Raw genomic sequence first — 26,680 nt, 5'->3', positions numbered from 1 at the left:
GAGTAGGTTACCTGAACGTCAGCACGGTAATCTTCTCCTTGTCGGCAATGGCGCATCTCTTCCGCGCCGGGTCCAACGCGATCGGTGGATTGAGTGACGCCTCATGAACGATGGCGCATTCCTGCAATCCCGATGCGACATGCGGCCACGTTTTCAAGACCGCGCCGGACTGCCGGTCGATGAGCTTCGGGCAGTCATAAAAGCCCAGGACATGTGTCTCGCCAACCGGCATGATGTTTCCGAGTTTTGCTTTTGTCTCGCTGATGATCGAGGGCTCGGATTTGTTTAGACTGAGAACACGCAACTGCGTTGGTTTATCTTCGCCGTATTCGCGTGCAGTGATGAGCAGACGATCATTTCCAAGAAATGCCGCGCTGGTTTCTTCGGCTACAATATTGGGAAACAGACCTTCACCGTCCAGATGCGAGGGATCCTCGAGTGCGGTCTGGACGTCGTATACGCCGACGACGTCGACAGGATGCCACGCCCAGCCAGCACGGAGCAGATAGGCGCCGTCCGGCGATGCGGTCAGCCTCGAATGAAAGGTGTCCTCCGGCTTGCGGTTCGCCTGGGTCGTCAGCCGTTCCCCGGTAAGGAGGTCTTCCAATTCCAGGTGGCAATATTCATCCGGGCAATGCGCCAGTATGTATCTGCCATTCTTCGCACGGAAGATCGCGACCGGATATTCGTAAACCTCGGCGTGGTAATAGCTTMTGTTGATTTCTCGGATAATTTTGCCGCCGCCAATGACAATACCTTTGGTTCCGAGCTTGGTATAAATAATGCTATATTTTCCATCCGGAGACGCTGTTGCAGCGTCGACGAGGTCCCCATAGGAAATTCTGGTCCCGGTGGTTTCTCCGTTCAGCCCGCGTCGCGTTCCGCCACTAACCCAATCAACCAGATCGTCTCCGTCCCAGACCAGCGAGCGCACACGCTGGGCAGGGAGGGTTGTTTCTTCGCACTCCGGCATGTTCATTTCTGACATCCTGACCTGTAGTACACAACTTTTCATTCAGCCGCGATTGAGGCCGCGGCTTTGGATACACCGATCGGTGCGATGACCGCAACCGGCGGAAGCCCTTCAGGCGGTATTCGAGCCCTCACGAGTTCAAGGATGTCGCGACAACCGCAGGCCCCCCTGATATCGTTGACGATTGCAGGAACGCGCAGTGAGAGACATGAGCGGGGAACATCAGGTTATCCCATTTTCCGGACTTCGGACCGAAGGTGTCGCGATTGCCAGCAACATGGATTGATGAAGATAATAAAACAATATGATCGAGGCGTTTCCTAAAGAGGCTGTGCCATAGACCAGACTCCCTGCGGTCTCGCCCGCCGCGATCAGCGTCAACCGCTCACGCTGCCACTCTCTTATAAGCACCCCGGATGTGATCGATATAGAACTGCCCCGGCGACGGTGACTTGCACAAGGCGGCCACAGCTTCCTCGCTGACACCCTTGAACCGGCGCTCTTCGCCGTTCTTGAAGCAAATGCGGAGCTGTCCGTCATCCTGGTTGAAATAGACGGATTGGATGATCCGGGATTTTATCGGCATCTGGCGCATGCGGCTCTCCTGCTGTTGAGCGGGAGAATAGGATGGCCGGGTGAATGGCGGTTCAAGCTTGCCGCTAAAATTCTAACGATGTGCGTGATTTCGAGACATGCCAAACCGCTACACCAGCAAGCAACCCACCTCAGATACGCACCAATTCGCCCCCTCGCTTACGGCTTGAGATCCTCGAGCGTCTCCGATGGGATCAGCAGATTGTTGGGCTGGATGCCCGGATTCATCAGAAGCCGCTCGTTGATCGCTGCCGTGATGTGCTGCATGCCGAGCGAGTGGCCGATCTCATGTGCCGGCAGCGTCACCTGGCTTGCATTGAGGATGCGCTTGAGCGTGAACCAGCAGACACGCGTATTCAACCCGCCGCGGCCAACGATGTTGGACGCTTCCTTGTCGGTGATATTCGGCGAGATGAATGCGGTCACGGCGCCCGCGTTTTTCACCTCGCGCTGCAGGTCGGCAAAGCGGAACGTCGGCTGGTTGGCGAGCGGCGGTCCAAACAGCGACGAGAAGAACAGCGGCAGCCCGGCATCGATCACCGTCGACTGGCCGTCCATGATCATCGTGCCTATATCGCGCACCGCGCCAGCGGTGAAAAACAGGTTTGCCTGGGAATTGTAGACGCGATTGAGGCCCGGCAGCACCGTGGTCTGGAAGTTCGTGGCCGCCGGGCCGCCGGGACCGAGATGGAAGACATCGAGCGCGAGCGATTTCGATGCGCGCACGACGATATCGACAAAGACCGGTGAAAACCCCTCGACCGAGACGCGCAGGCGCGCATTGCCGGGGGCGCCGCCGCTGAGAGTGACGCTGCTGTCCGTCGAAGAGACGATCGAGGCGAAATTTCCGCCCTTATCTATGCTGAAGGTTGCGGCAGCACCGCCGGTGGTCTTGACCAGCAGCGTTCGCGTCTGCCCGACCGGGACCATTTGCGAGATGGGCTTGAACGGATCGCGCCTTGTCCAGTCGCCGGCATTTCCGGCTCGCGCCAGCCGCGCGGCGCTGAAGCCGGCGAAATCGACATCACCGACGATCGGTGTATTCGGCCGGATCGTGGCGGCCGCACCGAGGTCGCCGGGCGGCCCGTCTTTCTTACCGGCGGGAAGCAGCTTGTCGAGCTCGCGGATCGTATTGATGCCGACGATCGGGTCGATGCTGGTCGTACCGCGGGTGAAGATCTTGCGGTCGGTCTTGAAGTCTACGACGGCTTTGGTCGTCGCATCGCCATAGTTCTTCTCGGTCGCGGGAATATTGGCATTGGCGACCAGCCGCAGCGCTTCCTGGATCCGCTTCACATGCTCGGAGGCGGGCTCGCCAGGCTGGACATGCGAACCATCGACCTGCGCGCAACTCTGCAGCCGCTCGTTGTCGCCCAGGAGCGTAGAATTCAGAGGACCTGGCACTTTGCCCATCGACCAACTCTCCTAACAAAAGGTAGACGTCGTCTTGAAGCTCACAGTCGGGCGTAAAGCGGCCATGTGCCGCGCTTTGTCGAACGTTATTCAACGCGCCTGATGTGAGTATGCATGGTGCTGTATGCGAGTGATGGAAGCGTATGTGACGGTGGGGGATGAGTCAAGCGAGGGGGTGGGGCAGGGGAGCTCCACATTCAGGGCGAGATGTCGTGTAGGATGTGCACGTTTTCGTTGATGGGAGCCAATATGTCGGAACGCGATGATACTTTGAGGGAGATGGTCGATGGCTGGAACAGAGATATAGCGCGACGTACCGCGCTGGCGAAGGCAACCGACGCGAAGGAAATTGCCGAACTCGAAGCTCGGTTCGGCATGACCCAGCAAGAGGCGGTTATGGAAATTGTCGAGGAGACCGCATGGGGAAGGAACATATTCCCCTTCTACCAGGACTGTCCGGGTTCCTTTCAGGAAGAGTTGGAATCGCTCCGTTGGAACTGGGACGACTATGTGCGAGCTGTGGAAATTCCGATTGATCATGAAACCATAAAACAGGAGATGGCAGACATTCCCTGGGATCCAATCGAGGAATGGAGGCAGGGCAACAGGTATTGCACACATCTCATCAAAACAAGCGACCCAAAGCAGGTCGCTGTCCTGGAACGGCGGTTCGGGATCACCCAGGAGAATGCGGTGGTCCATTTCGTCGAGCAGACCGACTGGGGGATAGAGACATTTCCCCAGTACCAGGACCGTCGAGGCACGTTTCAGGAGCGGTTGGCTGCGCTGCGAGCCAAATGGGGAGGTTGGGAGCGATTTTGTAGCTGGAGTATTGAAGAGCGTGACGCGTTTTTTGAGAAGCGGTAAGCGACACAGCTGATAGCGAGGCATCTTCATGACAGACAATCCGTCCAAACGGATCGTCCTGCAACGGCTGAGGAACAGGAGACTCGAAGCCTGTGAGCTTTTGGCGGGAGGCGACGCGGCCGTGCGGCTTCAGGGATGGGCCGAATATTTTAATGGGTTTTACTTTTATTTTCCTGACGAAGGCCGCTTGGAGAGATGCCAGACCGAGACAGTAGAAGAAAATGAGGCATTCAATGCAGTTTTGGCGATCATGAACGCTGCCTGTGAAGCCACCGACGACATTGACTCGTCAGACGAGGAACTGATTTCCACTGGATGGCCCAAGCGGGTCCAGCCGGTTGCTCTTGAGGCAGTTCAAGTCCTTCTGAGGAGAGGGCGGTTCAATGAGGAAATCGAGCAGGACGAGCCGGACGAACAACGCAGGTAAGATATCTCGATCTGTTCTATTTGGGATGCGTGGGTGACTATGCGAAATTGGTGTAACGCTCGTTAATTTGCCCTTGCCGATACTGTCGCTGGCGGACACCCCCCATCGCCCGCCTCCAATCGCGGCTTCACATGCCCCTCCGCCCACGCCGCGAGCTCCCTCAATAACGGTTCCAGCGTCCGTCCAAACTCGGTGATCGAATACTCCACCTTCGGCGGCACTTGCGCGTAGACCGTGCGCAATATCACCCCATCCGCTTCCAGTTCGCGCAGTTGCGTGGTCAGCATGCGCTGCGTCAGCCCTGGCAGCAGGCGGCCGAATTCGCCGAAGCGTTTGGTTCCGTCGAGGACGTGGAAGATCAGCATCGCCTTCCATTTACCGCCGACGATGTCGAGTGCGGCCTCGACCGGACAGTTATTGTAAAAGCTGTGTCGCTGTTTGCGCGTCACGTCATGTCCTCCATTACTTACAAATACGGCAGTATAGGCTGTATTTGTGCATACTTGCAATTCTTACCGAAAGCGCCGATCCCTCCATTGCCCTCGCATATCGCCCGAACCGGGGAACCGGCTTTGGGCCAGCGGTAGGCGTCACAACAAAAGCGAAGGAATCAGACATGCAGACCCATCCCGTCATCACGCTCGAACTGGCGGCCCTCAAGCGCTGGTGCAATGGCGATCCCTCGGGCTTTCTGGAGATTTGCGCGCCGGACGTCGTCTATTTCGACCCGCTGCTCAGCGCGCGTCTCGATGGCCTCGACCGGCTGATGGCTTATTATGAGGGCATTCGCGGCAAGATTTTCGCGCCGCGATACGAGATGATCGAGCCGCTGGTGCAGGAGATCGGCGATGCGGCCGTGCTCACCTTCCGCTTCAATTCCTATGCCGGCAGCGAGGGCACGGAAATGCGCTGGAACTGCACAGAGGTCTATCGCCGCACGCCGGGCGAATGGCGGATCGTGCAGACGCATTGGTCGTTCACCGGCAAGGGCTGATGACCATAGGAAGCTGCCGTTCGACCGATCTCAATTCGCCGTGATTGCAGAGTGTTTGAGGATTTTCCAAGGGCGTTTGACAATGTCTATAAATGGCGTTCCGGAGATCCGTGAGGTGATCCGAGGCTTCGAATTGACCGAGGCGAGACCCAACTATAGCGTTGCCTGAAGAGCTGGTATGCCTACAAAGGAGCTGATTATTCCTCGCGGGTAGATCGGATGTCAGCGGGCTATCCTGACAGAATTGAAGCGACCGGGACACTGGGAAAGACTGATGCAGTGGCTGCTCCAACGTTTGGAAGACACCGACAAGCTGGCGGCGGCACTGGATCGTCTCGGAATCGCCTATTCGTGGCATAAGATCATCCCGATCGTTGGGCGCTTTACGCCCGAGCCAGTGATCGCAGACAAGAACGACGTCGTCATCTTTGGCTCTTACTCTGTCTGGAGGACGGCGAAACGCGATGGTTTGTGGCCGGGCGTGTTCAAGCTGAAACCTTTCGTCCGGCAGCGGAAATGGCATCCTTTCCTGCTCAACGGCAAGGACGCCTTGTTCCTGACCGTCGCAGAAATACCGCAGCGCCTGGCTTCCGACGGCAAGCTTTGGTTTGTCCGGCCGGTGGACGACAGCAAGGAGATGGCCGGAGCGGTACAGAGCGGGGCCGAGATCGTCGCCAGCGCGGAGCGCGTCCTCGCGCTGGCAAAACGTGAGATTCCGCGTGGCTCGTTGCGACACGACACCAAAATAATGCTCACGGAGCCTGTGAAAATCTTCAAGGAATGGCGTCTGTGGGTCGTGGACGGGAAGGTCGTGACCTGGTCGCTCTATAAAGAGGGATCGCGGGTGGTCTACCGCCATGAGGTCGACGACGATGCGCTCGCCTTCGGAAAAATGCTGGTCGAAGTTAATCCGGGATATTCCCGGGCCTATGTCCTCGACGTGTGCCGGACCGCCGACGGCCTCAGAATGCTTGAGACGAATAACATCAATTCCGCCGGATTCTACGCCGCCGACCTTATGAGGCTCGCCGCGGCGATCGATGCAATGAAAGCGGAGGGCGCCCTATCGATGCGATCCTGAGCCAGGAGCGATGGCAGTTCGAAGGGTTCGTCAAATTCGAACGCTGAGGCCGTCTGGGTATTTTGGAGTGACCCAGCGGACGGTTTTGAATGGCTCTTAAAATGATCTCCAAAAAAGGTGGGAAGCACTTCGACATGCTTTGACGAAAACCGTTTGCTGTAAAATTTTCATCAAAAACGCAGAAAATTTCCCGCCCCCAGACCGGACGGTTTCGGCCGTCGCGGAGCGTCATGCTCCCCGACGAGGGGTAACGAAACCATCCAGCGCCTGGCGGCGGGCCTCTTGTTGGCATGGATTGGGGTGGCCGTGAACCCGCTTGGCGCCACGATCGGAGATCGTCGCTAACAGCTTGTTAATATTTGACAAGGCCTGCAACCGGGCGCACAATTCAGACGTTAGGCAATGCAGATGAATCATCGTCAGGAGGAAGAACGATGATGTTGATCCAGCATTTCTCATGGTTTGATGGCGTTATTGTCGGTCTTGTCGTGGGCGTGGTCCTGCTGGGGCTCTTCACCCATGACCACGACACGGCCCAGCACTGAGCGCCGGCCGGGACCACGGAGATTTCCGCGGGCCGGCGCGGCGAAAACCTTCAGCAGCCTGCAAGGGCGCGGATCGACTGGATGAAGTCGGCGCCGCCGATCTTGGTTGTGGCTACTTCGGCGCGGCCGTTGCAGACGCGCTCGGTGGTCTTGAAGCTGTAGGACACCAGATATTTGTCTGAGCTCACCGAGGTGACGGCGGTCAGCCTGAGCGGTTCGAGCAGGTGGCCATAGTAGGCACTGAGATCGCCAGCTGAAAGCGGCCCGCTATTGCGCCTTTCCGGCACGATATATTTCGCTGCCATCGTGCCGTCGCCGGCCGCAAGCGCCAGATAGAAGGCGCGCACGGTGGTCGCGGCGGTACCGTATTCGGCGGTCAGGTCGATGGCGGGCGCGATATCGGCCACCCAGGCCACCAGCGGCTCGTGATGATGGCCGGTCTGGGCCGGCGTCGGGTTTTCCAGCGTCACCGTCACCTCCTTGCCTTTCAGCCCATTGAGCGTATCGGCCGTGCCGGCCGTGGCGGTCAGCTGCACTTCGCCGAACGGCTTTTTCGGATCGGCAAAACGGTCATTGCCGGTGAGGCAGATCGCCCGCGGCAGCGCCAGCACATAGGCCGGCTCGGGGATGTCGCCCTTTTGCACGTCCTTGTAATGCGGCGGTCCCGGAAACATGCTGTAGCCCAGCATGCCGGTCAGTTGGCGCGGCTCGGATTTGCCGAGATCGTAGCAGGACGAGGGGGCTGCTGCCTCTGCCGCGGGGGCGAGCAGGAGAAGGGCGAGGGCGGCAACAGGCTTCGTGATCCATCGGGGCATGGCAGACCTCCGTGAGCAATCTGCCTATAGAACGAGCGAAACGGGAAATTGGCTGAGCATGGCGACGAAAAAATCGCGATGGGGGCGATGGGCCACCGCATATGGTGCGCCATGACCTCATTCGCCTCCCGTGTTTATCGAAGGGCGACGCCTTCTCCCGCCGGGGATTCAGCACCTTTCCGCTCCGGCGGTTCCCGCAGCTTTGTAAGCCATTTGGGGAAGCGCTCATTCGATGTGATGACCCCGCTCCGTTTGTCAAACCGGGCCAGTTTGATAAGAATTGTCCATCGATAGAGGGGGCAGAGGGGTGGAACGACGGCTTCCAGGCCAGCTCACGGCCGCCGGCATGCTGATGCTGGCATCCGCAGGCTGTTCGATCACCAGTCTGAACCCGCCGACAAAGGCCGCGGCGGCCTTTGTCGGCGCGCAGTTCGTACCTGAGGGAAAGCGTGTCACGGCGCCGTTCGCGCAAGTCCTGTTCTGCGACAAAGTGCCTGGCGAATGCGCCGCCGCGGAAAAGCCGGTTGCCGTCGCCTTTTCCCTGACAGCGATGGCGCAAATGGCGACCGTCAACCGGGAGGTCAATGACTTCATCACGCCAAGACCAGATCCGGGCCTCGACACGTGGTCGCTCTTTCCCCAGGCTGGCGACTGCGAAGACTATGCCCTGACCAAGCGCCATATCCTTGTTGCGCAGGGGTGGCCGGCCTCCGCCCTCAGGCTGGCCATCGGTGAGACCGATGAGAAAGGGCATCTCGTGCTCGTGGCCCGCACGACCAGGGGTGATTTCGTTCTCGACAACCGCTCCGACGGGGTAACGCCCTGGGCGAGTTTCGACATGCAATGGCTGTCGGTTTCGTCATCGACCGATCCACATGTCTGGCACCAGGTGCCGCAATCCAGTAATGCGCAGCTGCTCAGCGCAAGTCTGTGATGATGCTGGCCGATGGATATGAGGGCGAGGTCATGAACCCACCTTCGATTTGCCCAGCTTGGTGCCTGGACTGTGAAAGCGATCGACGTGCTTCGCTCGAAGCCGGTCACCTGCTGCCCAGGAGCACATCCGATCGCCGTCCTCATCAGGGCCTCAGCACCCGCTCAAAGCATGGATCGACCTGATGAAATCCGCGCCGCGGCGCTTGGTGACGGTCACCTCGGCGCGGCCGTCGCAGGCGCCTTTGCTGCTCTTGAAACGATAGCTGACCGCATATTTGTTCTCAGCCAGCCGTGTCAGCGCGGTGAGCTGCAGCGGCTCGATCAGGCTGCTGTAGAAGGTGGTCATTGCGCCTGCTGACAGTGGCCCGTTTTGGCGCTTTTCCGGGACGACGAATTTTGCCGCCGTTATCCCCTCTCCGGCTTCGAGAGCGAGGTAGAAAGCCCGGATCGTCGTCGCGGCCGTGCCGTATTCCGATATCATCGCGGGAGCAGAGGCAATCGCCGTCACCCAGGCGACCAGCGGCGCATGGTGATGGCCGGTTTCGCTTGCCATCTGTTTGTCGAGCGTCACGCTCACCTCGCTGTTCTTGAGCACAGCCATCCTGCTTTCGGTCTCGCTCGTCGGGACGAGGTGGACCGTGTTGAAATGCTCCGCCGGATCGGCGAAGTCACCGCCATCGACAACGCAGATCGGCTGCGGCAGCGCCAGGATGTAGGTGCCCTCCGGCTCGTCGCCCTTCTGAATGTCCTCATAGCCCGGGGGACCGGGGAAAATCTGGTAGCTCAGCCTGCCGGTCAGCCAGTGCGGCTCGGCTTTGCGGACGTCATAGCAGGCTAGCGTGCCCGGCGACGTCTGAGGCGCCGTGGCCGCACAAACGTTGTTGGCGGATAGGATTGCCATCAAGGCGGGCATCGCTACGGTATGCGGTTTCAACATCTCTTTTCCCCCAGCGCAAACGCCTGTGGCTCGAACACCGCCCCAACTTGCAGGGTCGAGCCACTGGTCTCGACCCGTCCTTCGACCCCCCACAAGGGGCTTAACCCAACCGCACCCTCGGAGCCCGATTTGGGCAGGGAGCGTGCCGCGGGTCTTCTCCCCCCTTGTGGGGGAGATGGCCGGCAGGCCAGAGAGGGTCTTTTACCCTCTGGGGAGGAGGCTTTGCGTCACATGCTATGGCCCACCGCACAATCCCCGAAGCCATAGTGGCAGGCAATCGCGCCCAACTCACGTGAAAAAAATCGTGATCGGCAGTCATGATCAAAATAGGTCAGTATTATTGACATAATTGTCGTTTCATGGTCCTGTCAGGCAAAATCATGGTGAGGAAATAGACATGGAATGGGAAAATCTCTTTGCCTCGCGCGCTATGCGCATGAAGGCGTCGGAAATCCGCGAGCTTTTGAAACTTCTGGAGCAGCCGGATATCATCTCGTTCGCCGGCGGCATTCCGGATGCGGCTTTGTTTCCCAAGGAGGCGGTGGCCGAGGCCTATTCCGACGTGCTTTCGGGCGAGCAGGCCTCCGTGGCGCTGCAATATTCGGTCAGCGAAGGGTTTAGGCCGCTGCGTGACTGGATCGTCAAGGAAATGGCCAAGATCGGCATCGCCTGTGCGGCCGACAATGTCTTCATCACCTCCGGCTCGCAGCAGGTGCTCGACTATCTCGGCAAGCTATTACTGTCGCCGAAGGATACGGCGCTGGTCACCTGGCCGACCTATCTCGGCGCGCTCGGCGCCTTCAACGCCTATGAGCCGGCCTATGACCGGCTGACGCCGCTCTCCAACCGCGCACCGGCTTCCTATGTCGAGCAGGCCGAAGCGGCGGGCGGCCGGGTGAAGTTTGCCTATTGCGTGCCGGAATTCCACAATCCGACCGGCGTCACCATGACCAAGGCCGAGCGTGAATGGCTGCTCGACCTCGCCGAAGCGCTGGATATCGCCGTGATCGAGGATGCCGCCTACCAGGCGCTGCGCTATGACGGCGAAAGCGTGCCGCCGATCCTGGCGCTCGACCTTGCCCGCCATGGCGGCGATATCGAAAAAACCCGCACCTTCTATTGCGGCAGCTTTTCCAAGACGCTCGCGCCGGGCCTGCGCGTCGGCTGGGTTGTCGGCGCGCAGGAGGTGATCCGCAAGCTGGTGCTGACCAAGCAGGCCGCCGACCTGCATTCCTCGACCATCAACCAGATGGTGATCGCCAAGGTGGCCGAAACCGTGTTCGGCGAGCAGGTGGAAAAGGTCCGCAAGACCTACGGCCATCGCCGCACGAAGATGCTCGAAGCCCTGGCCAAGAACATGCCGGCAGGCGTCGAATGGACTGAGCCGGAAGGCGGCATGTTCGTCTGGGTGACCCTGCCCGAGGGCATCGACGGCGCAACCCTGCTCGCCCATTCGCTGAAGAGCGCCAAGGTGGCCTTCGTCCCCGGCAAGGCGTTTCATGCCGATGGCACGGGCGCCAACACGATGCGGCTGAGTTTTTCCTGCGCCTCGGATGCGATGATCGACGAGGGTATTGGCCGGTTGGGTAGGTTGATCGCGGGGGAGATGGCCAAGGCAGCGTGAGGCAGCTCGTCGAGCGGCTAAGGGGCGTTGAGAAACGCGTCCCAAGGGTGAGGGGCTGAGCATGGCAGCCTCTGTCCGGGGCGGAGAGATTCGACGGAGCAAACATTGTGATCGGGCGGACGACGCGGCGGGAGTGTCGCCCCCGATCGCCGCTCTTGACAACCCTGCAGGCCATCCCGAGTGAGGTGTTTCGGCGTTTAATCTCTTAAGTTGAATCTTTGTTGCCTAACATCAAATTTTCGCATATGTGTGAGCGCAGAGTTGGCGGGAGAGGTGGCCCAATGATTCGTCCCCCACGTCAAAACGGGATTTATCCCGACCGTGATCTGGATTGCCAGGAAGCCGTGGAGCCGGCCTTTCTTCGGCATGCCTTCGCCGGCACAGCTTTTGTGGATATTATCCGTATCGAGCGCGATGTGAACCAGGAAGCGCTGGAAGCCGGGTGGTCGGCAACGGAGGTCAATGCGGCGCTGATCGAATTAGCGCGCTGTTATTTGCGGCAAGTCAGAGCCATGCCTAATTCGACGCGATAAGGCTATGATCGGTCCTGTACGTCCAGCCTTCCATAGCCAAGCGGGATACCCTCAAAGAGTGGCGGCGCGCTCGAAATTAAGGTCGATACGCCGAGGCCCCATCCGATTAAAACACCCCCCATCAACGTCTACCCATCCAAACGACGTTGACGATGGGGGCTCTCTTGGACGTTATCATCACAGCCGAGGCGAAAAACATTCCGCCGGATATTCTGGCACTGCAGGATGAGACGAAGCCGCTGCCGCCGGATGCGGAGTTTTTCGAAGAGCAATTCACCTTTGCCGGACTGGCGTGGAACGCGTTTATCGGTCTGGTTCTTGCCGTTATCGGGCTTCTCTCACTGCTCTTTGGCGTTGTCATGGTGGTCGACTCTTTTCACTCGCCGACCACGGTTTATTCCTCGGGGGTTGATTCCAAGGTGGAATTCGGCGCGCTGGCCGTCGGCTTCGTCTTTTTTCTCGGCAGCTATCTTATGATCGCATCGCTGCTTCCCGCGGCACGGCTGGCCTGGTCGGGTCAACGCAGCCGCTACGGCATCACTCTCCTGGGCGACCACCTCATCAGTTATTCGCTGTTCAACACCACGATCATTCCGCGCGAGAAATTCAGCGGACTGGCCGGCGGAAAAATCGAATATCTGATGGGCGAAGATAAGAAATCCTTCAACCTGCCCTCTATAGTCGGCGGTCGCCGATCGCAGCTGGAAGCGGCTATTCAAAACTGGGCGGCAAAGCCGTGATGGAAGTACGAAATTTTCGTTTGGCTTGGGAGGCTAGGCCGCAGCACTCTTCGGCTTTCGGCTGGGATCATTCTCGATCGAGTCTAGGATCGCCTTCAGTCCCTTTTCGAAAATGCGGTCGAGATAGGGCAGAGCGAGAAAGGGCACTGTTTCCCCTGCAATCGGATGGCCCGCGAGGAAAGCCGGGTCAGGCAGTTGGAAGTCTGCGCGCCTGGCAGCCTCTCGCGTCGCTACCTCCGCCAGGCCTGCGCCATTCATGAAATAGCCCATCAGTCGGAAGGCGGCGGCGACGTCCTGGGGGGCGAGACCGGCGCGGCGAAAGATCGAAAATACGCGTTCGAGGACCGGCAGTGTTTCCGGTGTGTTGAAGCGCCGCGCGGCGAGCAGCACGAAGGCGCGTGGATAGGTGCGGACGATGGCCATATAATTGGCAGCGAGGGTTTCTAGGTCGCCGCGCCAGTCGTCGCTGGGCTCGGGAATGACAAGCGTGCCGATCAGCCGTGCCGCCACCGCGTCGAGCAGCGCGTCCTTGCTGGAGACATGATGATAGAGCGCCATGGCCTGGACGCCGAGGCTCTTGCCGAGCGTGCGGGTCGAGAGGTTTTCCAGCCCGTCCGCCTCGATCAGCTCCAACGCCTTGTCGACGATGAGATCGCGCGTCAGCTTGCGTCTTTTTTCCGGCATGCCGAATATTTCCTTTACAGCGTAAGAAATCTTGCTAGTTTACAATGTAAGAATCCAGGGAGGAAAGCAATGCTCGATGTGAACAAGCCGACCGTCAGTGTCGAAACAGTCGAAGTCAATGCCTGGCGCGATTTGATGGCCGCCATGCCCGAGCCGGTCGCCAAAGGGCTTGCCGCCGACTGTCGCGACGTCGGCGGGGCGCTGTCAATCAGCGCCAAGAACGTCCCTCTCGTGACCTTCAACCGGACGATCGGACTTGGGCTACAGCGACCTGCAACGCGCGCCGACCTTGCGGCGATCGCGGCGCATCTCGGGCAATTCTCCGCGACGGTGGCGCAATTGCAGATCGCACCTCACGTCCTGTCCCCGGACGTGGAGGCCGATCTCTCGGCGACCGGCTTTCGGCGCGTGCCCACCAAATGGGCCAAGATGGGGCGCCGCTCGGCCAATGGGCCTGTGGTGGAAACATCATTGCAGGTGCATCTTGCCGGTCCGGAGGATGCGGAGGCTTTCGCCGCCGCCGTCATCGGTGGCTTCGGCATGCCGCCAGCGTTCGTGTCCTGGGTCAGGAGCCTCGTGGGGCGTGACCACTGGCGATGCTATGTCGTCCGCGACGGCTCTTCGGTGATTGCGGGCGGTGCGATGTATCTCGACAGCGACTGCGTCTGGCTGGGGATGGGCGCGACCTTGCCGGACGCGCGCAAACAGGGCGCGCAAAGCCTGCTGCTGGCTTGCCGCATCGCCGATGCCGAAGCGCTCGGCAAAGCCTGGGTGTTCACAGAGACCGGCATCCTCGACGGTCCGAACCCATCGCTTGCCAATATGCGCCGGGCTGGTTTCGAGTGTCTGCATGAGCGGACGAATTGGGTGTTGGGCGGGTGAGGAAACACCGAAGTATTGAGGGAAGGGGCATGAACACTTATGTGTTCGCCCATGACCATTCGTCAACGCGTGCGAAAGCGCCCTGTTCTCGTCAACATTGACAAAATCGCCATTTTCTCGGATGTTAATGGTGCAAATTGGAGCCGAAAGCCGGTCGGTTTGTTGAAAGGAAATGCCAGCTGGCCTGCTTTGGTTTTGGAACGTGTCTTGATGTTTGACCGTTCCGCTCCAGTGCGACCAGCTTTCGGAGGCGAAATGGCCCAGCGTAAGATTGCTACCCCTTCGGAGAGTTCAGACCGTGAAGCGTCTGCTGGCGCCGATGCGCCCAAGGTCCGGAATGCGCATGGCCAGGATGAGGATTTCGTTTCCGTGGAGTACCAGCGCAAACATCGCGTCGGTCCAGATTACGATCCCAAATATTTCGACAAGCTCGATGCGCTTATCGAGGAGAATTACGGTCCTCTTGGCGAATTCAGATCTGTGAATGGTTGACAGGTTTCGTAGTCTGCGTGAAGCTCAAGCCTCCCTATGATGTCGAAAACGTCCCACTTCCCGAGAGGTGGGATTTTGTTTGGTGCGCCTATCCTCACGCCGAAAAGCCTGCCCAGCCAGGTCCCTATCCACGCCCATGCATTGTGAGGGCTGCCGGCTTCATCGTTATGAAAAACGGTGGGGAGATGCCTTGGGTGAAAATCCTGTACTGCACCAAACAGGTCGACCTGCTCGATGACTATAGTTTTATAATCGACGACCCAACGCATCTAAAGCAGTGCGGGTTGTTTTTGGAGACACTCGTGGTCACCAACAAGACGACGGGGCTTCCATGGTCTTCCTCGTTTTTTGACAGGCGACAAACGGACAATAGGGGCCCTGTGGTTGGGCRATTGCCGGACGAACTCAAGTCGAAAGTGACGGACCGTTTTCCCGGCTTTTAGATTGCTTCCATATCGGACTTAAAAAGTCGGTCGCGCCCAATCTCCCTCTCAGCGGCCACATCTTCATAGAAAAACCGACCTGCCTCGCGCCCGCACTCACTCCACAGCCGGCGGATCCACCATCAGCGCATCGGCGAAGCGACGCATCAGCCGTACCAGGTCCTGCATGTCCTGCTCGTCCCATGTCTCGAACACGGCGCGGCCGAGTTTTTCGCGCGCGGCGTCGAGTTTTTCGGTCATCGCCTTGCCCTTTGGCGCGATGACGGCCTCGCGGACCCGCTTGTCTGCTGCGCTTGCCTGTCGCGTCACCAATTCGAGGCTTTCGAGCTTGGCGACCTGGCGGCTGACGGTGGTGTAGTCGCGGCCGATGCGGTCGGCGATTTCGACCACGCCGATCGGGCCGAATTTCTCGATCCCGACAAGCAGGGGGAAAAGCGCCCGGTCGAGCGGGATTGCTGCCTGCCGGATCAAGAGCTCGTCGCGCTGCGGGCGGTTCATGACGCCGACAATGTCGAGCACTGCAAGGTGAAGCACGCGCAGTTGCTCGGATATATGTGTATTTGGCACATTTTCTGTTGACGGCATTTCTGTCTCCCTTTGTATGTGCATTATACACATAGTTTGGAGAAAGGAAATCCATCATGAAAGCCGCAATCGTCGAAGCGGCGGGCAAAACGCCCGTCTATGACGATTTTCCCGAGCCGGCGATCGCCGCGGGCGACGCGCGCGTCACGGTCACTGCCGCAGCGGTGAGCCAGGTGACGCGCAGCCGCGCCAGCGGCACGCATTATACGCCGTCCGGTGCGTTTCCCTTCGTCCCCGGCGTCGATGGCGTCGGCCGGCTTGAAGATGGCCGCCGCGTCTATTTCCTGGCGCTGAAGCCGTCCTATGGCGCCATGGCCGAGACCGCGCCGGTGTCGGCAGGGCATTGGATTGCGCTTCCCGATGCACTTGACGATGTCACGGCTGCGGCGATCGCCAATCCGGGCATGTCGTCCTGGGCGGCCTATGTCGAACGGGCGAAGCTCAGGGCAGGCGAGACGGTGCTGGTCAATGGCGCCACCGGAACATCGGGGCGTCTTGCGGTGCAGATCGCCCGTCATCTTGGTGCCAGAAAGGTGATTGCCAACGGCCGCAATCTCGATGCGCTCAGGGAGGTCGCGGCGCTCGGCGCCGATGTGACAATCCCGCTCTCGGAGGACGGCKACGCCCTCGAAGACGAATTCAAGGCGCAATTCGCCAGCGGGGTCGACGTGGTGATCGACTATCTCTGGGGCGTGAGCGCCGAGCGCTTGTTGATCGCCGGCGCCAAGGCGGGCGCCGATGCGGTGCCGATCCGCTTCGTCCAGGTCGGATCGATCAGCGGTGGCGACATCGCGCTGCCGAGCGCCGTGCTCCGGTCATCGGCGATAGAACTGATACGCAGCGGCATCGGCAGCGTTCCGCTTTCGCGCATGCTGGTCGCGATCGACGGAGTGCTCAATGCCACAGTGCCGGCCGGTTTCCGCATCGCCACGCGGACGGCTCCGTTGCAGGAGGTGGGCAGCGCCTGGCTCGAAGACGATCGCTCCCATCGTCTGGTGATGACCGTAGGTTAGCCCTCGAACCACGGCGGCTTGCGCAAAAGCGCCCTTGAATCATCGCTTGCCGGATTGCGAATCTCTCCGGTAAGACTTCGAGAAAGGTTGTTACAAAGTCGGCAGAGAGCCGATGTCGCCCGAGCGATTTCGGTCGGAACGCTTCTGGCTGCTTTGATTTATCGGTGGGGCCGTATTAACCAGGAGCCATCAGGCATTCCGCCTGCCGTTTCTGAAGGAACCGCCGCACAGCGGGGTCTATTTCCAGCGCGATTGCATGCCCATAGGCTTCGCGCGCTGCCGCCAGGTCTCCCATTCTTGCATGCAGTTCGGCGCGCGCTGCCCAATAAGGCTGGTAGATGAGAAGCCGGCTGCCGGGTTCTGGTGTCGGCAGTGCCGTGAGGCCGGCGGCGGGGCCTTGCGTTTCGGCAACGGCGATGGCGCGGTTGATGGCGGCGACCGGCGAGCCGGTGATGGCGCAGAGCCCGTCATAGAGGCGCTCGATCGCTGCCCAATCCGCGGTGCCGGTGCGGCGGCGCACGACATGGGCGGACTGGATGGCCGCTTCCAGTTGGTAGCGGTCGAAGGCGTTGAAGGCGCTGGCGCGGATGAGCAGGTTTTCGGCTTCGTCGATCAGTCCTTGATCCCAGAGGGCAGGGTCCTGATCGGCGAGCGGCACGAATTCGCCTGATGGGCTGCGCCGGGCGCCGAGGCGCGCATGCGAATAGAGCATCAGCGCCAGCAGGCCGAGCGCTTCTGGCTCGTTTGGCAGCAGGGCTGCGATCAGCCGGCCGAGCCAGATCGCCTCGTCGGCCAGATTGCGCAAGCTGGCATCGGCACCGGCCGGATCGCTCCAGCCTTCCGCATAGGCCGCATAGATCGCCTCCAGCACTGCACTAAGGCGGAGACGCATGTCGGCTCTCTCGGGCACGCGCAGGGGAATCCTGCCGCGCCGGATCCTGTTCTTGGCGCGCGCCAGCCGCTGGCCCATCGCCGCCGGCGAGACCAGGAAGGCGGAGCCGATTGCCTGGGCATCGAAGCCGAGGATGGTCTGCAGGATCAGCGGCGCTCTTATGCCGGGCTCAATCTCCGGATGGACGCAGGCAAACATCAGCGCGAGACGCGCGTCCGGAATGTCAGGCGCTTCTTTCGCCGTCGCCTCCAATTCCTCCGCCACCAGCCGCAGGTGCTCGGCGGCAAACGTGCCGACCTTTCTGTGGCGGATGGCGTCGATCATCTTGCGGCGGGCGGTGGCCAGCAGCCAGGCTTCGGGGCTTTTTGGCAGCCCCTTGGCCGGCCAATCGGCGAGGGCGGCGGCAAAGGCCTCCGACAGCGCGTCTTCGGCACCGGCTACATCGCGGGTGCGCGCCGCGAGAATGGCGACCAGTTTGCCATAGCTGCGGCGCGCCACCGCTTCAGCGGCCTGGATGGCGGACTGGTCGTCTGCTCGCGGCACGGCAGTCCCTTAATAGACCATCAGAGGACGGACCTCGACGGTGTCATGCGCGGCGCCTGGGCAGCGCGCCGCCCAGGCGAGCGCCGCATCGAGATCGGTCGCCTCGATGACATAGAAACCGCCCAGTTGCTCCTTGCTCTCGATATAGGGGCCGTTGAGAACCGAAGGCTTGCCATCCGGCGCCCGCACCACCGTGGCAAGGGAGGAATCCTGCAATCCGTGTCCCATGACGAACGAGCCGGCTTTTCTCAGCGCTTCGGAATAGGCGGCGTAGGCGGCGAAAGTCTCGGCCTTGCGTTCCTTGCCCGCATTCTTGTGTTCGGCTTCATTCCAGTAGACCAGCAGCATATATTGCATGACGTGTTCCTTTCGCTCGACAGGCGGCGCCTCAAGGCCCGCCGCGCCAAAGACGTTCGACCCGGCGGGATTTTGACAGGGCGGGGGAAGAATTTGGCGGGGTGCCAGAAGCGATCGACATTCGTCACTGTCCCATGCTAGCCATGCCGAACCCTGGAGCGTAAATCCGGGCAGATCAATGGGTTTCGGCCGATATGGGGATTTCGATGTGGACGCATGAGGAAACGATTGAAACCTCCGCCTCTGCTGCGCGGGTGTGGGCATATTTCTCCGACGTACCGCGGTGGAAGGATTGGAACGCGGGCATCGAGGCGATCGAAATCCATGGGCCATTCCAGGCAGGTACCTCCTTCAACATGCAGCCGCCCGGTCAGGACGCCTTCAACAGCACGCTCATCGAGGTCACGCCGAACGAAAGCTTTTCGGATGAGACAGTCGTTGATGAGACATGCGTCGTCGTCATTCACAAATTGCTTCCACTTGCTTCGGGAGGGACCAGAATCATCTATAGAACAGAAATTTCGGGGCCAGAAGCTGATGCCGTCGGGCCGATGGTTACCTCCGATTTTCATCAAGTCCTGACCGCCCTGAAGCAGGTCGCGGAGCAGAAGTAGCGGCTCATTCGGTCAGTCGTATTCAGGGCAGGATAGGCGTGCGGGGGGAGGGGCAACCCTCGCAAGAGGGGGCGGAGGCTGTCCGCGCCCGGGGACTTGCGCAAGGTGTGCGTGATTTTCGCCATATATTAGAAGTTGGACAGGCTCGTCATCTTGATCACGTCGAGATTCTGCGATAACAACTATTGAGGTACGTACGTCATAATGATGACATGCATTTATCCCAGTACCGAAAGCGAGTTTTCACGGGGGCAGAAATGTCAAGGCGCTGACATTTAAACCCGACCGCTCAGGGGGCTGATTTATCCGACACGCAACTTGGAAAGGCGAGACCATGAAGGCGTTCAGGCTTAATCCAGAATTTGTGATAGCGGAAGAACAGTCTCTTCGAAGCCTGTTTGAAGCCACGCATGCTCTGGCGATATTGAAGTGTCAGGACACCCTTGGCGAGCACGCGCAAGACTTTATTCGACGCTCGCCATTCTTGTGCATAGGCACACAAAATCTGGATGGAAAGGCGGATGTCAGTCCGCGTGGCGACCCCGTGGGTTTCGTCAAAATTCTCGATGAGCGCACATTGGCGATACCGGATCGACCCGGCAACAATCGCCTTGATACTCTGGTCAATATCATAGCCAATCCGAGCGTTGGGCTGATGTTCGTTATTCCAGGGTTCGACGACACATTGCGCGTGAATGGGCGGGCGACGCTGGTGAACGATCCTGATCTCTTGAACAGCATGAGCGTCAATGATCGTGTACCTAAACTTGCGATTGTGGTCGAGGTGGTTGAGGTCTTCATGCACTGCGCCAAGGCATTCCGGCGCTCTCGGTTGTGGAGCCCGGATCATTTTCAAAACCGTGCCGAGATGCCGTCGCTGATCAAGATCATTCTTGATGAAACGACTGGAGCGCCAGGCGATAAGGATGAGATGCGCAAAATGGACGACGCCTTGGAGGAAGATTACAAACGGACGCTCTACTAGAGCGTGTCGCAAAAATCTTGCAGACAGTCTAAAACGGATGCAAAATAACGTTTCGCGACAGACAGTTGCGACAGTATGCAGCGTCTTATCGCGCGGCAACAACTGCGACGCCGGCACCGACCATGACCCCTCCGGCCGTTCGGTTGACCCGGCGTACAATAGCAGGTGTTCGCAGCAGGTTGCGCGCACGGCCGGCGAGCATGACATGCCCGCCAATCACGATGACTTCGATGCTGAGGATCACGGCCGCCAGTGCTGCGACATGGCCTGGCGTGAGCGATGCCCCGACGACGTTCGGCAGCAGTGCCACATAGAACAGCGGCATCTTGGGATTACCGAGGTTGAGCGCAATTCCCGTTGCGAAGACCGGCAGCAGGCCGCGCGGTTCGGACGTGGGTTGCAGTTCGGGCACGACGGGCTCGGCGGTCCAGAGCTTGACACCCATCCAGATCAGGTAGGCCGCGCCAGCAAAGCGCAGGATCGTCATGACAATTGCCATTTTGGCGGCGATGACCGACAAGCCAAAAGCGGCCAATGTCAAAAAGATCAGGATACCGGCCACCGTTCCGGCCCCATAGGCGATGCCAGCGGCGGCGCCATGCGAGATCGTGCGGGCAACGATGGTCATGTTGTCCGGACCTGGGCTGGCGGCGAACACGAAGAAGGCCGCGGCGAAGGCAATTAAGGTCGACAAATCCATGGAATCCCCGAAAGTCACGATTGCTTACGGACCTTCAGGATACGCGCTTTTCCTCCTTGCGAAAGAGGTGCCGGGAAAAATCAGGATTTCCCGGCAACACGGAGACTGCTCGCCCCGCAACGATCAGCCGAAGCCGCCGGCGCGGTCGATATAGGGGCCGAGGAGGCTGAGGTCGGCGGGGCTGAGGCGGTCGCGGGCGGTGTTGAGCTGGTGCCAGTAGGGATAGAGCACCGGCAGTTCGCTGACGCGATCCAGCCGGCCGCGCTCTTCGTCCGTCAACTTCAACTCGGCGGCGGCGAGATTGTCGCGGAACTGCGCCTCGGTGCGGCCGCCGATGATCACCGAGGTGATGCCGGGCCTGCCGATCGTCCAGGCCAGCGCCACCTGTGCGGCCGAGACGCCGCGGCTGTCGCCGATCTCGACCAGCGTGTCGACGATATTCCACAGCCGGTCCTCGTCGCGGATCGGCGGCTCGGTCCAGCCGGCGAACTGGCGGGTGCCTTCCGGCGTCGCCTTGTTGCGGCGATGCTTGCCCGAGAGCAGGCCACCTGAAATCGGGCTCCAGACGAGCACGCCGAGGCCCTGGTCGATGGTGATCGGGATCAGCTCATATTCGGCTTCGCGGGCTTCGAGCGTATAGTGGATCTGCTGGCTGACGAAACGGGCGCGGTGGTCGCGCTCGCTCACGCCGAGCGCCTTCATGATGTGCCAGCCGGAATAGTTGGAGCAGCCGATATAGCGCACCTTGCCCTGGCGCACGAGTTGGTCGAGCGCTTCCATCGTCTCTTCGAGCGGCGTCTGCCCGTCCCATTCATGGATCTGGTAGAGGTCGATGACATCGGTCTTCAGCCGCTTCAGGCTGGCTTCGCAGGCATTGACGATGTGGTAGCGCGACGAGCCGCGATCATTGGGGCCGTCGCCCATCGGGAAACGCGCCTTGGTGGCGACAAGCACGCCGTTCTTGCGCGTGCCGCCGAGGATTTCACCGACGATTTCCTCCGAAACGCCGGCGGAATAGACATCCGCCGTGTCGATCAGGTTGACGCCTGCGTCGAGGCAGATGTCGACCAGGCGGCGGGCGCCGGCAGTGTCGAGATCGCCGACCGTCTTGGCGAAACCGACGCCGCCAAAGGTCATCGTGCCCATGGTGATGGTTGAGATTTTCAGGCCGGAGCGGCCGAGCAGACGATATTCCATCCTATCCTCCTGACAAATTCGGAGGCATTGGTATGACAATTACCGTCCGCTGCCAAGCCAAGCGAGGCCGGTCCGGCAAATAAAAAGCCCCTGCCGAAGGTGTCGGCAGGGGCCTTGAGCGCGGTGAAACGCAAGTGGATTAGTGCACGTTATCCGTGCACTTGGTAAACTCGATCTTGCAGCCGCTCGACACGTTGTTGCACTGAGCGATGGCCTTGTTTTCAGCCTGGGTGCTGTTCTCGCCCCAGTTCATGCCCCAGCCGCCGTCGCTGCCGATGGCCAGCGCGCCGCAGGCATTGCTGAACCAGATGTCCTTGCAATCGCTACCATAATTGTAGCACTGGTTCATGGCAGCGGTTTCTGCCTCGTTCTGCGAATTCATGTTGACGGACCAGCCGTAGTGTTGCGACTGCTGCGAATAGGCGATCGCACCAAACTGGTCTGCGGCCGACGCGGCGAGCGGTGCGGCGAACGGAACGAAAGCGACAGTGGCTGCGATAAGATACTTAGTCAAGGTCTTCATGATAGTCCCCCTCATCAAAGTGGTTGGCAGTTCCACAGGTATAACGAACTATGTTTCGTGAATATTCTGAAGTCCAGCATTTTTTGCCAAATTGTATGTCAAGCGTATGAAATTGATGGGGTTTCCTTAATGGAACATGCTGCAGTGCAGTGAATTTCGCTGCCTGTGATGGATGTGTGTTGGTCATGTGCGCGTCTTGGTTGCGTGTGCGCCCGGGGATCAATTCCCGACCCGCCCGATCTTCCCAGCGCTTGGTTTGATGCTATAAGCGCTTTCGCAGGCTGGAGGCGGACATGGCGGTCAGGATAGGCACATTCAACATCGAGAACCTGCTGACCCGCTTCGATTTCACCGGATTTCGCAACCAGTTGCGGCAGGATCGCGTGCTGCGCCTCTATGCGATCGGCAATGAGGCCGAATATCAGCGGCTCGAAGAGGCGCGGATGATCGCTTCGACCGACGACACGCGGCAGCTGACTGCGCTGGCGATCGCCGATACCGATGCCGACATCCTCTGCCTGCAGGAGGTCGAGAGCCTGGAGGCGCTGCACGCCTTCGAATATGGCTATCTCTACCGCATGGTCAACGCCGGCTATCGCCAGAAATACCTCATCCAGGGCAATGACTCTCGCGGTATCGATGTCGCCATCATGATGCGGGAGACAACCCGCGACGGTGAGCCGATCGAATTCGTCGATTTGCGCAGCCATGCCGCAATGACCTTCCGCCAGCTCGGCCTGTTCAACGAAGCGCTCGCCGAAACCGAGAAGCAGGACGACCGGATCTTTCGCCGCGATTGCCTGGAGGTCGATGTGCGCATCGGCGGACGGCCGCTGACGATCTATGTCGTGCATTTCAAATCCATGACCGCGCCGCCGCGCAACGGCATGGATGGGCGGACCGCAACCATGCCGCTGCGCCGCGCCGAGGCAACCGCCGTGCGCCGCATCATCGAGGAGCGTTTCGGCAGGGACGCGACGCAGCACAAGAATTTCGTCATCTGCGGCGACATGAATGATTACCAGGAGCGGCTGCTGATCGCCGGCAGCAAGCGCACCGGCTTCACCTTCACGCCGGCGCGCGAGACCGAAAGCGCGCTCGACACGTTTTCGCATGATGGTTTTGCCGAAAACGCCATGCTCAGGCGCCCAGTCGAGGACCGCTGGACGCTCTACCACAGCCGCGGGCTTGCCGAGCAGCATCTCTGCCAGCTCGACTATATCTGGCTGTCGCAGGCGCTCGCCGCCGCCAATCCGAAGGCGTTGCCGGAAATCGTCCGCAACGGACAGCCGTTCCGCACCGTCTTCCCAAAGGGGCAGGAAACCGAGCGCTATCCGCGCACCGGCTGGGACCGTCCCAAGGCCTCCGATCATTGTCCGGTCGTCATGGAACTCGATCTCACATGAGCCAGGTGTCAACGCTCGAAATCCAAGGCTTTCCCCGGGAGGGTATGATCTTTCCGGTGACATCGCTCGATCTGCATGTGCTGGAGGACAACCATCCCTGGGTGGCGGAAAACCGGGCGGAGATTGCCGTCAACTGGGAGGACGAGGTCACCCGCAACCCGGCGCTCTATGACGGGCGGATGGTGTTCCAGCGCGAGCTCCGCTTTGCCGAGGGACATATCGAGGGCAGGGCGCATATGGCGCCGTTTTCGGCCTTCATGTATTGGCGCAAGCTGGCGCGTCGCGTCGGCGGCTTTCACCTCTTCGCCCTGCCGCTGGTCATCTCCTCCGATGATGCCCTGATCGCCATCCGCATGGCTGAGACGACGGCCAATCCGGGCCGGGTCTATTGCGCCGCGGGCTCGATGGACGCCCACGATGTGGTCGACGGACGCTGCGACCTCGATCTCAACATGCGCCGCGAAGTGCTCGAAGAGACGGCGCTCGATCTCCAGGACGCCGTGCGCGACGCAAACGCTTTCGCCATCCATGCGATGAACACGGTCGTCGTCTTCCGCATCTTCCGTTTTGCGATGACGGCGGATGCAATCGTCGATAGGATCGCCCGGCACATTGCCACGGAAACCGAGCCCGAGATCACCAATGCCGTAGCGATCCGCGATGCCGACCCCTCGGCGCATGATTATGCCTTCTTCATGCCGTCGATCCTCACATGGCTGTTCGAAGGCGGGGAGTGAAATATGGCACGCGCTTACGCGATCTATGATGTGTTCACCGCCGAGGCGCTGTCCGGCAATGCGCTGGCGGTCGTCTTCGATGCCGAGGGTCTTTCGGGTGAACGTATGCAGGCCATTGCCCGCGAGTTCAATCTCTCCGAAACCGTCTTCATCCTGCCGCCGGAAAACCCGGCGCATTCGGCGCGGCTGCGCATTTTCACGCCAGGCCGCGAACTGCCCTTCGCCGGCCATCCGACAGTCGGCACCGCCGTGGCGCTGGCCGAGCGCGATGGCGCGCGCAACGAATTGGACACGGTGAGCGTGCTCGAGGAGAATGTCGGCCCGGTGCGCTGCGTCGTGCGCATGCCTGCCGGACGGGCTGCCTTTGCAGAATTCGACCTGCCGCGCCTGTCGCAGCGGCTGACGGCGACCTTCGATACGCAGAAAATCGCCGATGCGCTCTGCATCAGCGCCGCCGATATCGGCTTCGAGAACCATCGCGTATCGCTCTGGAGCGCCGGCGTGCCCTTCGCCATGGTGCCGGTGCGCAACCCGCAGGTCGCCGGCCAGATCGCCTTCGATGTGCCGCTCTGGCAGAAGGCCATGGCCTCGGCCGGCGACAGGACGCTTGCGGCCTTCGTCTATAGCCGCGGCGGCGAGGACCACAATGCGCATTTTCATGCCCGCATGTTCGCGCCCGATATGGGCATTGCCGAGGACCCGGCGACAGGTGCCGCGGTGGCGGCGATGAGTGCGGCGATCCATCATTTCGACGCGCTCGGCGACGGCCGCTATGCACTGATGATCGAGCAGGGCGTGGAGATGGGCAGGCCCTCGCACATCCACCTGCATATCGAGGCGGAGAATGGCAGGATTGCCCGCGCACGCATCGGCGGACAGGCTGCCAAGATCGCATCAGGCCAGCTTTTTCTTTGATTTTGCTGGATAATCCGGCTCTCGGAGAAAAAGTCCAGGTTTTTTGCAACAATATGACGACAGGGGCTTGCCAAGGGAAATGATCCTCTTTATATGCCCCGTCAGACGCCGACGACAACGGCTTCTTCGGGTGATTAGCTCARTTGGTAGAGCAGCTGACTCTTAATCAGCGGGTCGTAGGTTCGAACCCTACATCACCCACCATTCAGTCTCCAGAATACTGGGACTTTCAACACTTCTCGGAAGAGTCTAAACACTTCCGTGGCTTGTGCGGCCTCAATTGGCACGATGCGTGATATTCGTCTCCGTTTGCTCTCAAAAACGGGCCAAACTCCAGAGCGCGTCTCCGTCCGGCATTTTCGGTTCCCGTTGTTTTCGGCTGCTGTTCGGGATCGCCTTGGCCCCAGCGTGATGGTGCAAGTAGCAAAGAGTTCGTAGAACGGAAATCGCTCCCGATCTTGAACCTTCGACGGTTTTGGAAAACGCGAGTCGATCAGCCAAAGAGCAGTTCGTTTTGCTCCGACCATTCGATCGGCAGTTCGTTGCCACGCGTCAGTTTTCGCAGCGTCAGATCGGCTGGCTGTCGACCGGTGAGGATCGCCTCGGTGAGTTTCGGAGAAAGGTAGGCGAGGGGCAGGATGCGGCTCAGATCTGAGGCATCGATGTGCATCTATCGTGCGACGTCAGCGATGCTGCGTTTTGATCCATCGGTCAGGGCATTTAATGCCAGATGGGCTCTGGCAAGGATGTCGACAAGGGATCGATCGATGACTGGCGGGCCTGCGGTCGCGTCGCTGACAACGACGCGCATCTCGACGCCGCTGCGTTTGAAGGCAACACGTTGCTCAATGACGACCGTTGACTGATGGACGATCGTGGAAGCAGCATCGCTTTGCTCGACCGTTTCCGTCTCGGCTGGAAGAGTTGTGTGATCGAGGGCTTGGCCCCCGCTCGATATTATGCCGATCAGTTTCCCGGCATTGATTTCGTGTCTCAGTGTGCCGGTTGCAATGGTGATCCGCCGGACAATGCTTCTGATGAGTGCTCTCGAAACGGCGCCGGCCTGATCATCTTGCAGCCGCTTCTCGAGCTCTGCGGCACCGTTTAGATGCCGTTCCAAAGATTGAACATTGCCATATTGTTCAATCCATCGAGCCAGCTGAGCGCGGTTCGAAGCTCTTGGCTCCATTTTTCCAGCCAGCGATGACTCGGGCAATTTCACGTATGGCGGAC

Annotated in this window: 30 protein-coding genes, 1 tRNA gene and 1 pseudogene; 17 read left to right on the top strand and 15 right to left on the bottom strand. The window is 60.0% G+C overall.

Annotated elements, in window-relative coordinates; translation table 11 throughout:
• Positions 1-7: 7 nt before the first annotated feature.
• The 3 genes from AC1D06_RS25060 to AC1D06_RS25050 form a co-directional block, all read right to left on the bottom strand.
• Positions 8-979: a hypothetical protein gene (locus tag AC1D06_RS25060; protein ID WP_477988531.1), complete on the bottom strand. Its 972-nt coding sequence runs from the start codon at positions 977-979 to the stop codon at positions 8-10.
• A 379-nt stretch (positions 980-1,358) separates the two neighbouring features.
• Positions 1,359-1,568, bottom strand: a complete 210-nt coding sequence (locus AC1D06_RS25055; protein WP_477988529.1) for a KTSC domain-containing protein — start codon at positions 1,566-1,568, stop codon at positions 1,359-1,361.
• Between the two features lie 158 nt (positions 1,569-1,726).
• Positions 1,727-2,980, bottom strand: coding sequence for a hypothetical protein (locus tag AC1D06_RS25050; protein WP_477988528.1), 1,254 nt, complete (start codon positions 2,978-2,980; stop codon positions 1,727-1,729).
• 249 nt (positions 2,981-3,229) lie between these two features.
• Here AC1D06_RS25050 and AC1D06_RS25045 point away from each other — a divergent pair, with 249 nt between their 5' ends.
• Both AC1D06_RS25045 and AC1D06_RS25040 read left to right on the top strand, forming a co-directional pair.
• Positions 3,230-3,847, top strand: coding sequence for a hypothetical protein (locus AC1D06_RS25045; RefSeq protein WP_477988527.1), 618 nt, complete (start codon positions 3,230-3,232; stop codon positions 3,845-3,847).
• A 28-nt stretch (positions 3,848-3,875) separates the two neighbouring features.
• Entirely contained in the window at positions 3,876-4,274 is a 399-nt protein-coding gene (locus AC1D06_RS25040; protein WP_477988525.1) for a hypothetical protein, read from the top strand.
• A gap of 62 nt (positions 4,275-4,336) precedes the next feature.
• Here the strand turns inward: AC1D06_RS25040 and AC1D06_RS25035 are convergent, their stop codons facing one another.
• A complete protein-coding gene (locus AC1D06_RS25035; RefSeq protein ID WP_477988524.1) occupies positions 4,337-4,723 on the bottom strand; it encodes a winged helix-turn-helix transcriptional regulator in 387 nt (128 codons plus the stop codon).
• A gap of 167 nt (positions 4,724-4,890) precedes the next feature.
• On the opposite strand from AC1D06_RS25035, the gene AC1D06_RS25030 reads away from it, so the two are divergent.
• Together AC1D06_RS25030 and AC1D06_RS25025 are read left to right on the top strand one after the other, a co-directional pair.
• Entirely contained in the window at positions 4,891-5,268 is a 378-nt protein-coding gene (locus AC1D06_RS25030) for a YybH family protein (protein ID WP_477884223.1), read from the top strand.
• A 274-nt stretch (positions 5,269-5,542) separates the two neighbouring features.
• On the top strand, positions 5,543-6,349 hold the full coding sequence (locus AC1D06_RS25025) for an ATP-grasp domain-containing protein (protein ID WP_477988523.1): 807 nt from the start codon (positions 5,543-5,545) through the stop codon (positions 6,347-6,349).
• Positions 6,350-6,944: 595 nt separating this feature from the next.
• Here the strand turns inward: AC1D06_RS25025 and AC1D06_RS25020 are convergent.
• Entirely contained in the window at positions 6,945-7,709 is a 765-nt protein-coding gene (locus tag AC1D06_RS25020) for a hypothetical protein (protein ID WP_477988522.1), read from the bottom strand.
• A 307-nt stretch (positions 7,710-8,016) separates the two neighbouring features.
• Here AC1D06_RS25020 and AC1D06_RS25015 point away from each other — a divergent pair, with 307 nt between their 5' ends.
• On the top strand, positions 8,017-8,643 hold the full coding sequence (locus tag AC1D06_RS25015; protein ID WP_477988520.1) for a transglutaminase-like cysteine peptidase: 627 nt from the start codon (positions 8,017-8,019) through the stop codon (positions 8,641-8,643).
• Between the two features lie 153 nt (positions 8,644-8,796).
• Here the strand turns inward: AC1D06_RS25015 and AC1D06_RS25010 are convergent, their stop codons facing one another.
• Positions 8,797-9,582, bottom strand: a complete 786-nt coding sequence (locus AC1D06_RS25010; protein ID WP_477988518.1) for a hypothetical protein — start codon at positions 9,580-9,582, stop codon at positions 8,797-8,799.
• 397 nt (positions 9,583-9,979) lie between these two features.
• Between AC1D06_RS25010 and AC1D06_RS25005 the strand changes: the two genes are divergently transcribed.
• The 3 genes from AC1D06_RS25005 to AC1D06_RS24995 all read left to right on the top strand — a co-directional run bounded on the left by AC1D06_RS25005 (position 9,980) and on the right by AC1D06_RS24995 (position 12,479).
• Positions 9,980-11,206, top strand: coding sequence for an aminotransferase-like domain-containing protein (locus AC1D06_RS25005; RefSeq protein WP_477988516.1), 1,227 nt, complete (start codon positions 9,980-9,982; stop codon positions 11,204-11,206).
• Positions 11,207-11,487: 281 nt separating this feature from the next.
• A complete protein-coding gene (locus AC1D06_RS25000) occupies positions 11,488-11,739 on the top strand; it encodes a hypothetical protein (protein ID WP_477988515.1) in 252 nt (83 codons plus the stop codon).
• A gap of 164 nt (positions 11,740-11,903) precedes the next feature.
• A complete protein-coding gene (locus tag AC1D06_RS24995) occupies positions 11,904-12,479 on the top strand; it encodes a hypothetical protein (protein WP_477988513.1) in 576 nt (191 codons plus the stop codon).
• A gap of 33 nt (positions 12,480-12,512) precedes the next feature.
• Here AC1D06_RS24995 and AC1D06_RS24990 read toward each other — a convergent pair whose 3' ends face one another.
• On the bottom strand, positions 12,513-13,163 hold the full coding sequence (locus tag AC1D06_RS24990; RefSeq protein WP_477988511.1) for a TetR/AcrR family transcriptional regulator: 651 nt from the start codon (positions 13,161-13,163) through the stop codon (positions 12,513-12,515).
• A 69-nt stretch (positions 13,164-13,232) separates the two neighbouring features.
• Between AC1D06_RS24990 and AC1D06_RS24985 the strand changes: the two genes are divergently transcribed.
• Complete coding sequence (locus tag AC1D06_RS24985; protein ID WP_477988510.1) at positions 13,233-14,045, top strand: GNAT family N-acetyltransferase; 813 nt, start codon at positions 13,233-13,235, stop codon at positions 14,043-14,045.
• Between the two features lie 51 nt (positions 14,046-14,096).
• Positions 14,097-14,537 (top strand): hypothetical protein, encoded by a 441-nt coding sequence (locus AC1D06_RS24980; protein WP_477988509.1) that lies wholly within the window; start codon positions 14,097-14,099, stop codon positions 14,535-14,537.
• A 539-nt stretch (positions 14,538-15,076) separates the two neighbouring features.
• On the opposite strand, the gene AC1D06_RS24975 is transcribed toward AC1D06_RS24980, so the two are convergent.
• Positions 15,077-15,565: a MarR family winged helix-turn-helix transcriptional regulator gene (locus AC1D06_RS24975; RefSeq protein WP_477988507.1), complete on the bottom strand. Its 489-nt coding sequence runs from the start codon at positions 15,563-15,565 to the stop codon at positions 15,077-15,079.
• A gap of 56 nt (positions 15,566-15,621) precedes the next feature.
• On the opposite strand from AC1D06_RS24975, the gene AC1D06_RS24970 reads away from it, so the two are divergent.
• Positions 15,622-16,578 (top strand): quinone oxidoreductase family protein, encoded by a 957-nt coding sequence (locus AC1D06_RS24970; RefSeq protein ID WP_477988506.1) that lies wholly within the window; start codon positions 15,622-15,624, stop codon positions 16,576-16,578.
• Positions 16,579-16,753: 175 nt separating this feature from the next.
• Here the strand turns inward: AC1D06_RS24970 and AC1D06_RS24965 are convergent, their stop codons facing one another.
• Entirely contained in the window at positions 16,754-18,013 is a 1,260-nt protein-coding gene (locus AC1D06_RS24965; protein ID WP_477988504.1) for an RNA polymerase sigma factor, read from the bottom strand.
• Between the two features lie 9 nt (positions 18,014-18,022).
• On the bottom strand, positions 18,023-18,370 hold the full coding sequence (locus AC1D06_RS24960) for a YciI family protein (RefSeq protein WP_477988502.1): 348 nt from the start codon (positions 18,368-18,370) through the stop codon (positions 18,023-18,025).
• Positions 18,371-18,576: 206 nt separating this feature from the next.
• Here AC1D06_RS24960 and AC1D06_RS24955 point away from each other — a divergent pair, with 206 nt between their 5' ends.
• Together AC1D06_RS24955 and AC1D06_RS24950 are read left to right on the top strand one after the other, a co-directional pair.
• A complete protein-coding gene (locus tag AC1D06_RS24955) occupies positions 18,577-18,984 on the top strand; it encodes an SRPBCC family protein (protein WP_477988501.1) in 408 nt (135 codons plus the stop codon).
• Positions 18,985-19,318: 334 nt separating this feature from the next.
• On the top strand, positions 19,319-19,969 hold the full coding sequence (locus tag AC1D06_RS24950) for a pyridoxamine 5'-phosphate oxidase family protein (protein WP_477988500.1): 651 nt from the start codon (positions 19,319-19,321) through the stop codon (positions 19,967-19,969).
• Positions 19,970-20,054: 85 nt separating this feature from the next.
• Here AC1D06_RS24950 and AC1D06_RS24945 read toward each other — a convergent pair whose 3' ends face one another.
• The 3 genes from AC1D06_RS24945 to AC1D06_RS24935 all read right to left on the bottom strand — a co-directional run bounded on the left by AC1D06_RS24945 (position 20,055) and on the right by AC1D06_RS24935 (position 22,389).
• Positions 20,055-20,669 carry a LysE family translocator gene (locus AC1D06_RS24945; protein WP_477988499.1) on the bottom strand — a complete coding sequence of 205 codons (615 nt, stop codon included), beginning with the start codon at positions 20,667-20,669 and terminating at the stop codon, positions 20,055-20,057.
• Between the two features lie 123 nt (positions 20,670-20,792).
• Complete coding sequence (locus AC1D06_RS24940; RefSeq protein ID WP_477988497.1) at positions 20,793-21,866, bottom strand: aldo/keto reductase; 1,074 nt, start codon at positions 21,864-21,866, stop codon at positions 20,793-20,795.
• Positions 21,867-22,005: 139 nt separating this feature from the next.
• Positions 22,006-22,389, bottom strand: coding sequence for a DUF4189 domain-containing protein (locus tag AC1D06_RS24935; protein WP_477880584.1), 384 nt, complete (start codon positions 22,387-22,389; stop codon positions 22,006-22,008).
• Positions 22,390-22,682: 293 nt separating this feature from the next.
• Here AC1D06_RS24935 and AC1D06_RS24930 point away from each other — a divergent pair, with 293 nt between their 5' ends.
• The 4 genes from AC1D06_RS24930 (at position 22,683) to AC1D06_RS24915 (ending at position 25,651) form a co-directional block, all read left to right on the top strand.
• On the top strand, positions 22,683-23,795 hold the full coding sequence (locus AC1D06_RS24930; RefSeq protein ID WP_477988495.1) for an endonuclease/exonuclease/phosphatase family protein: 1,113 nt from the start codon (positions 22,683-22,685) through the stop codon (positions 23,793-23,795).
• On the top strand, positions 23,792-24,532 hold the full coding sequence (locus tag AC1D06_RS24925; RefSeq protein ID WP_477988493.1) for an NUDIX hydrolase: 741 nt from the start codon (positions 23,792-23,794) through the stop codon (positions 24,530-24,532). The genes AC1D06_RS24930 and AC1D06_RS24925 overlap by 4 nt, the downstream gene beginning before the upstream one ends.
• Positions 24,533-24,535: 3 nt before the next feature.
• Positions 24,536-25,447 (top strand): PhzF family phenazine biosynthesis protein, encoded by a 912-nt coding sequence (locus AC1D06_RS24920; RefSeq protein WP_477988491.1) that lies wholly within the window; start codon positions 24,536-24,538, stop codon positions 25,445-25,447.
• A gap of 128 nt (positions 25,448-25,575) precedes the next feature.
• Positions 25,576-25,651, top strand: a tRNA-Lys gene (locus AC1D06_RS24915).
• Positions 25,652-25,940: 289 nt separating this feature from the next.
• Here the strand turns inward: AC1D06_RS24915 and AC1D06_RS24910 are convergent.
• Both AC1D06_RS24910 and AC1D06_RS24905 read right to left on the bottom strand, forming a co-directional pair.
• Positions 25,941-26,117 (bottom strand): hypothetical protein, encoded by a 177-nt coding sequence (locus AC1D06_RS24910; RefSeq protein ID WP_477988490.1) that lies wholly within the window; start codon positions 26,115-26,117, stop codon positions 25,941-25,943.
• Positions 26,118-26,680, bottom strand: a pseudogene (locus tag AC1D06_RS24905) (hypothetical protein); the annotation flags it as partial.

This window comes from Rhizobium sp. P2_G2 (assembly GCF_056403555.1).
The sequence above is the reverse complement of the archived record's forward strand: the minus strand, read 5'-3'. Positions and strand labels throughout refer to the sequence as shown.

Coding starts and splice junctions, on each gene's coding strand:
- AC1D06_RS24920 (WP_477988491.1), top strand. CDS start 24,536: ATGGCACGCGCTTACGCGATCTATGATGTGTTCACCGCCGAGGCGCTG.
- AC1D06_RS25055 (WP_477988529.1), bottom strand. CDS start 1,568: ATGCGCCAGATGCCGATAAAATCCCGGATCATCCAATCCGTCTATTTC.
- AC1D06_RS24950 (WP_477988500.1), top strand. CDS start 19,319: ATGAAGGCGTTCAGGCTTAATCCAGAATTTGTGATAGCGGAAGAACAG.
- AC1D06_RS24945 (WP_477988499.1), bottom strand. CDS start 20,669: ATGGATTTGTCGACCTTAATTGCCTTCGCCGCGGCCTTCTTCGTGTTC.
- AC1D06_RS25010 (WP_477988518.1), bottom strand. CDS start 9,582: ATGTTGAAACCGCATACCGTAGCGATGCCCGCCTTGATGGCAATCCTA.
- AC1D06_RS24955 (WP_477988501.1), top strand. CDS start 18,577: ATGTGGACGCATGAGGAAACGATTGAAACCTCCGCCTCTGCTGCGCGG.
- AC1D06_RS24975 (WP_477988507.1), bottom strand. CDS start 15,565: ATGCCGTCAACAGAAAATGTGCCAAATACACATATATCCGAGCAACTG.
- AC1D06_RS24935 (WP_477880584.1), bottom strand. CDS start 22,389: ATGAAGACCTTGACTAAGTATCTTATCGCAGCCACTGTCGCTTTCGTT.
- AC1D06_RS24910 (WP_477988490.1), bottom strand. CDS start 26,117: ATGCACATCGATGCCTCAGATCTGAGCCGCATCCTGCCCCTCGCCTAC.
- AC1D06_RS25000 (WP_477988515.1), top strand. CDS start 11,488: ATGATTCGTCCCCCACGTCAAAACGGGATTTATCCCGACCGTGATCTG.
- AC1D06_RS24960 (WP_477988502.1), bottom strand. CDS start 18,370: ATGCAATATATGCTGCTGGTCTACTGGAATGAAGCCGAACACAAGAAT.
- AC1D06_RS24925 (WP_477988493.1), top strand. CDS start 23,792: ATGAGCCAGGTGTCAACGCTCGAAATCCAAGGCTTTCCCCGGGAGGGT.
- AC1D06_RS24985 (WP_477988510.1), top strand. CDS start 13,233: ATGCTCGATGTGAACAAGCCGACCGTCAGTGTCGAAACAGTCGAAGTC.
- AC1D06_RS25045 (WP_477988527.1), top strand. CDS start 3,230: ATGTCGGAACGCGATGATACTTTGAGGGAGATGGTCGATGGCTGGAAC.
- AC1D06_RS25025 (WP_477988523.1), top strand. CDS start 5,543: ATGCAGTGGCTGCTCCAACGTTTGGAAGACACCGACAAGCTGGCGGCG.
- AC1D06_RS25050 (WP_477988528.1), bottom strand. CDS start 2,980: ATGGGCAAAGTGCCAGGTCCTCTGAATTCTACGCTCCTGGGCGACAAC.
- AC1D06_RS24980 (WP_477988509.1), top strand. CDS start 14,097: ATGACCATTCGTCAACGCGTGCGAAAGCGCCCTGTTCTCGTCAACATT.
- AC1D06_RS25020 (WP_477988522.1), bottom strand. CDS start 7,709: ATGCCCCGATGGATCACGAAGCCTGTTGCCGCCCTCGCCCTTCTCCTG.
- AC1D06_RS24930 (WP_477988495.1), top strand. CDS start 22,683: ATGGCGGTCAGGATAGGCACATTCAACATCGAGAACCTGCTGACCCGC.
- AC1D06_RS24940 (WP_477988497.1), bottom strand. CDS start 21,866: ATGGAATATCGTCTGCTCGGCCGCTCCGGCCTGAAAATCTCAACCATC.
- AC1D06_RS25030 (WP_477884223.1), top strand. CDS start 4,891: ATGCAGACCCATCCCGTCATCACGCTCGAACTGGCGGCCCTCAAGCGC.
- AC1D06_RS25005 (WP_477988516.1), top strand. CDS start 9,980: ATGGAATGGGAAAATCTCTTTGCCTCGCGCGCTATGCGCATGAAGGCG.
- AC1D06_RS25040 (WP_477988525.1), top strand. CDS start 3,876: ATGACAGACAATCCGTCCAAACGGATCGTCCTGCAACGGCTGAGGAAC.
- AC1D06_RS24990 (WP_477988511.1), bottom strand. CDS start 13,163: ATGCCGGAAAAAAGACGCAAGCTGACGCGCGATCTCATCGTCGACAAG.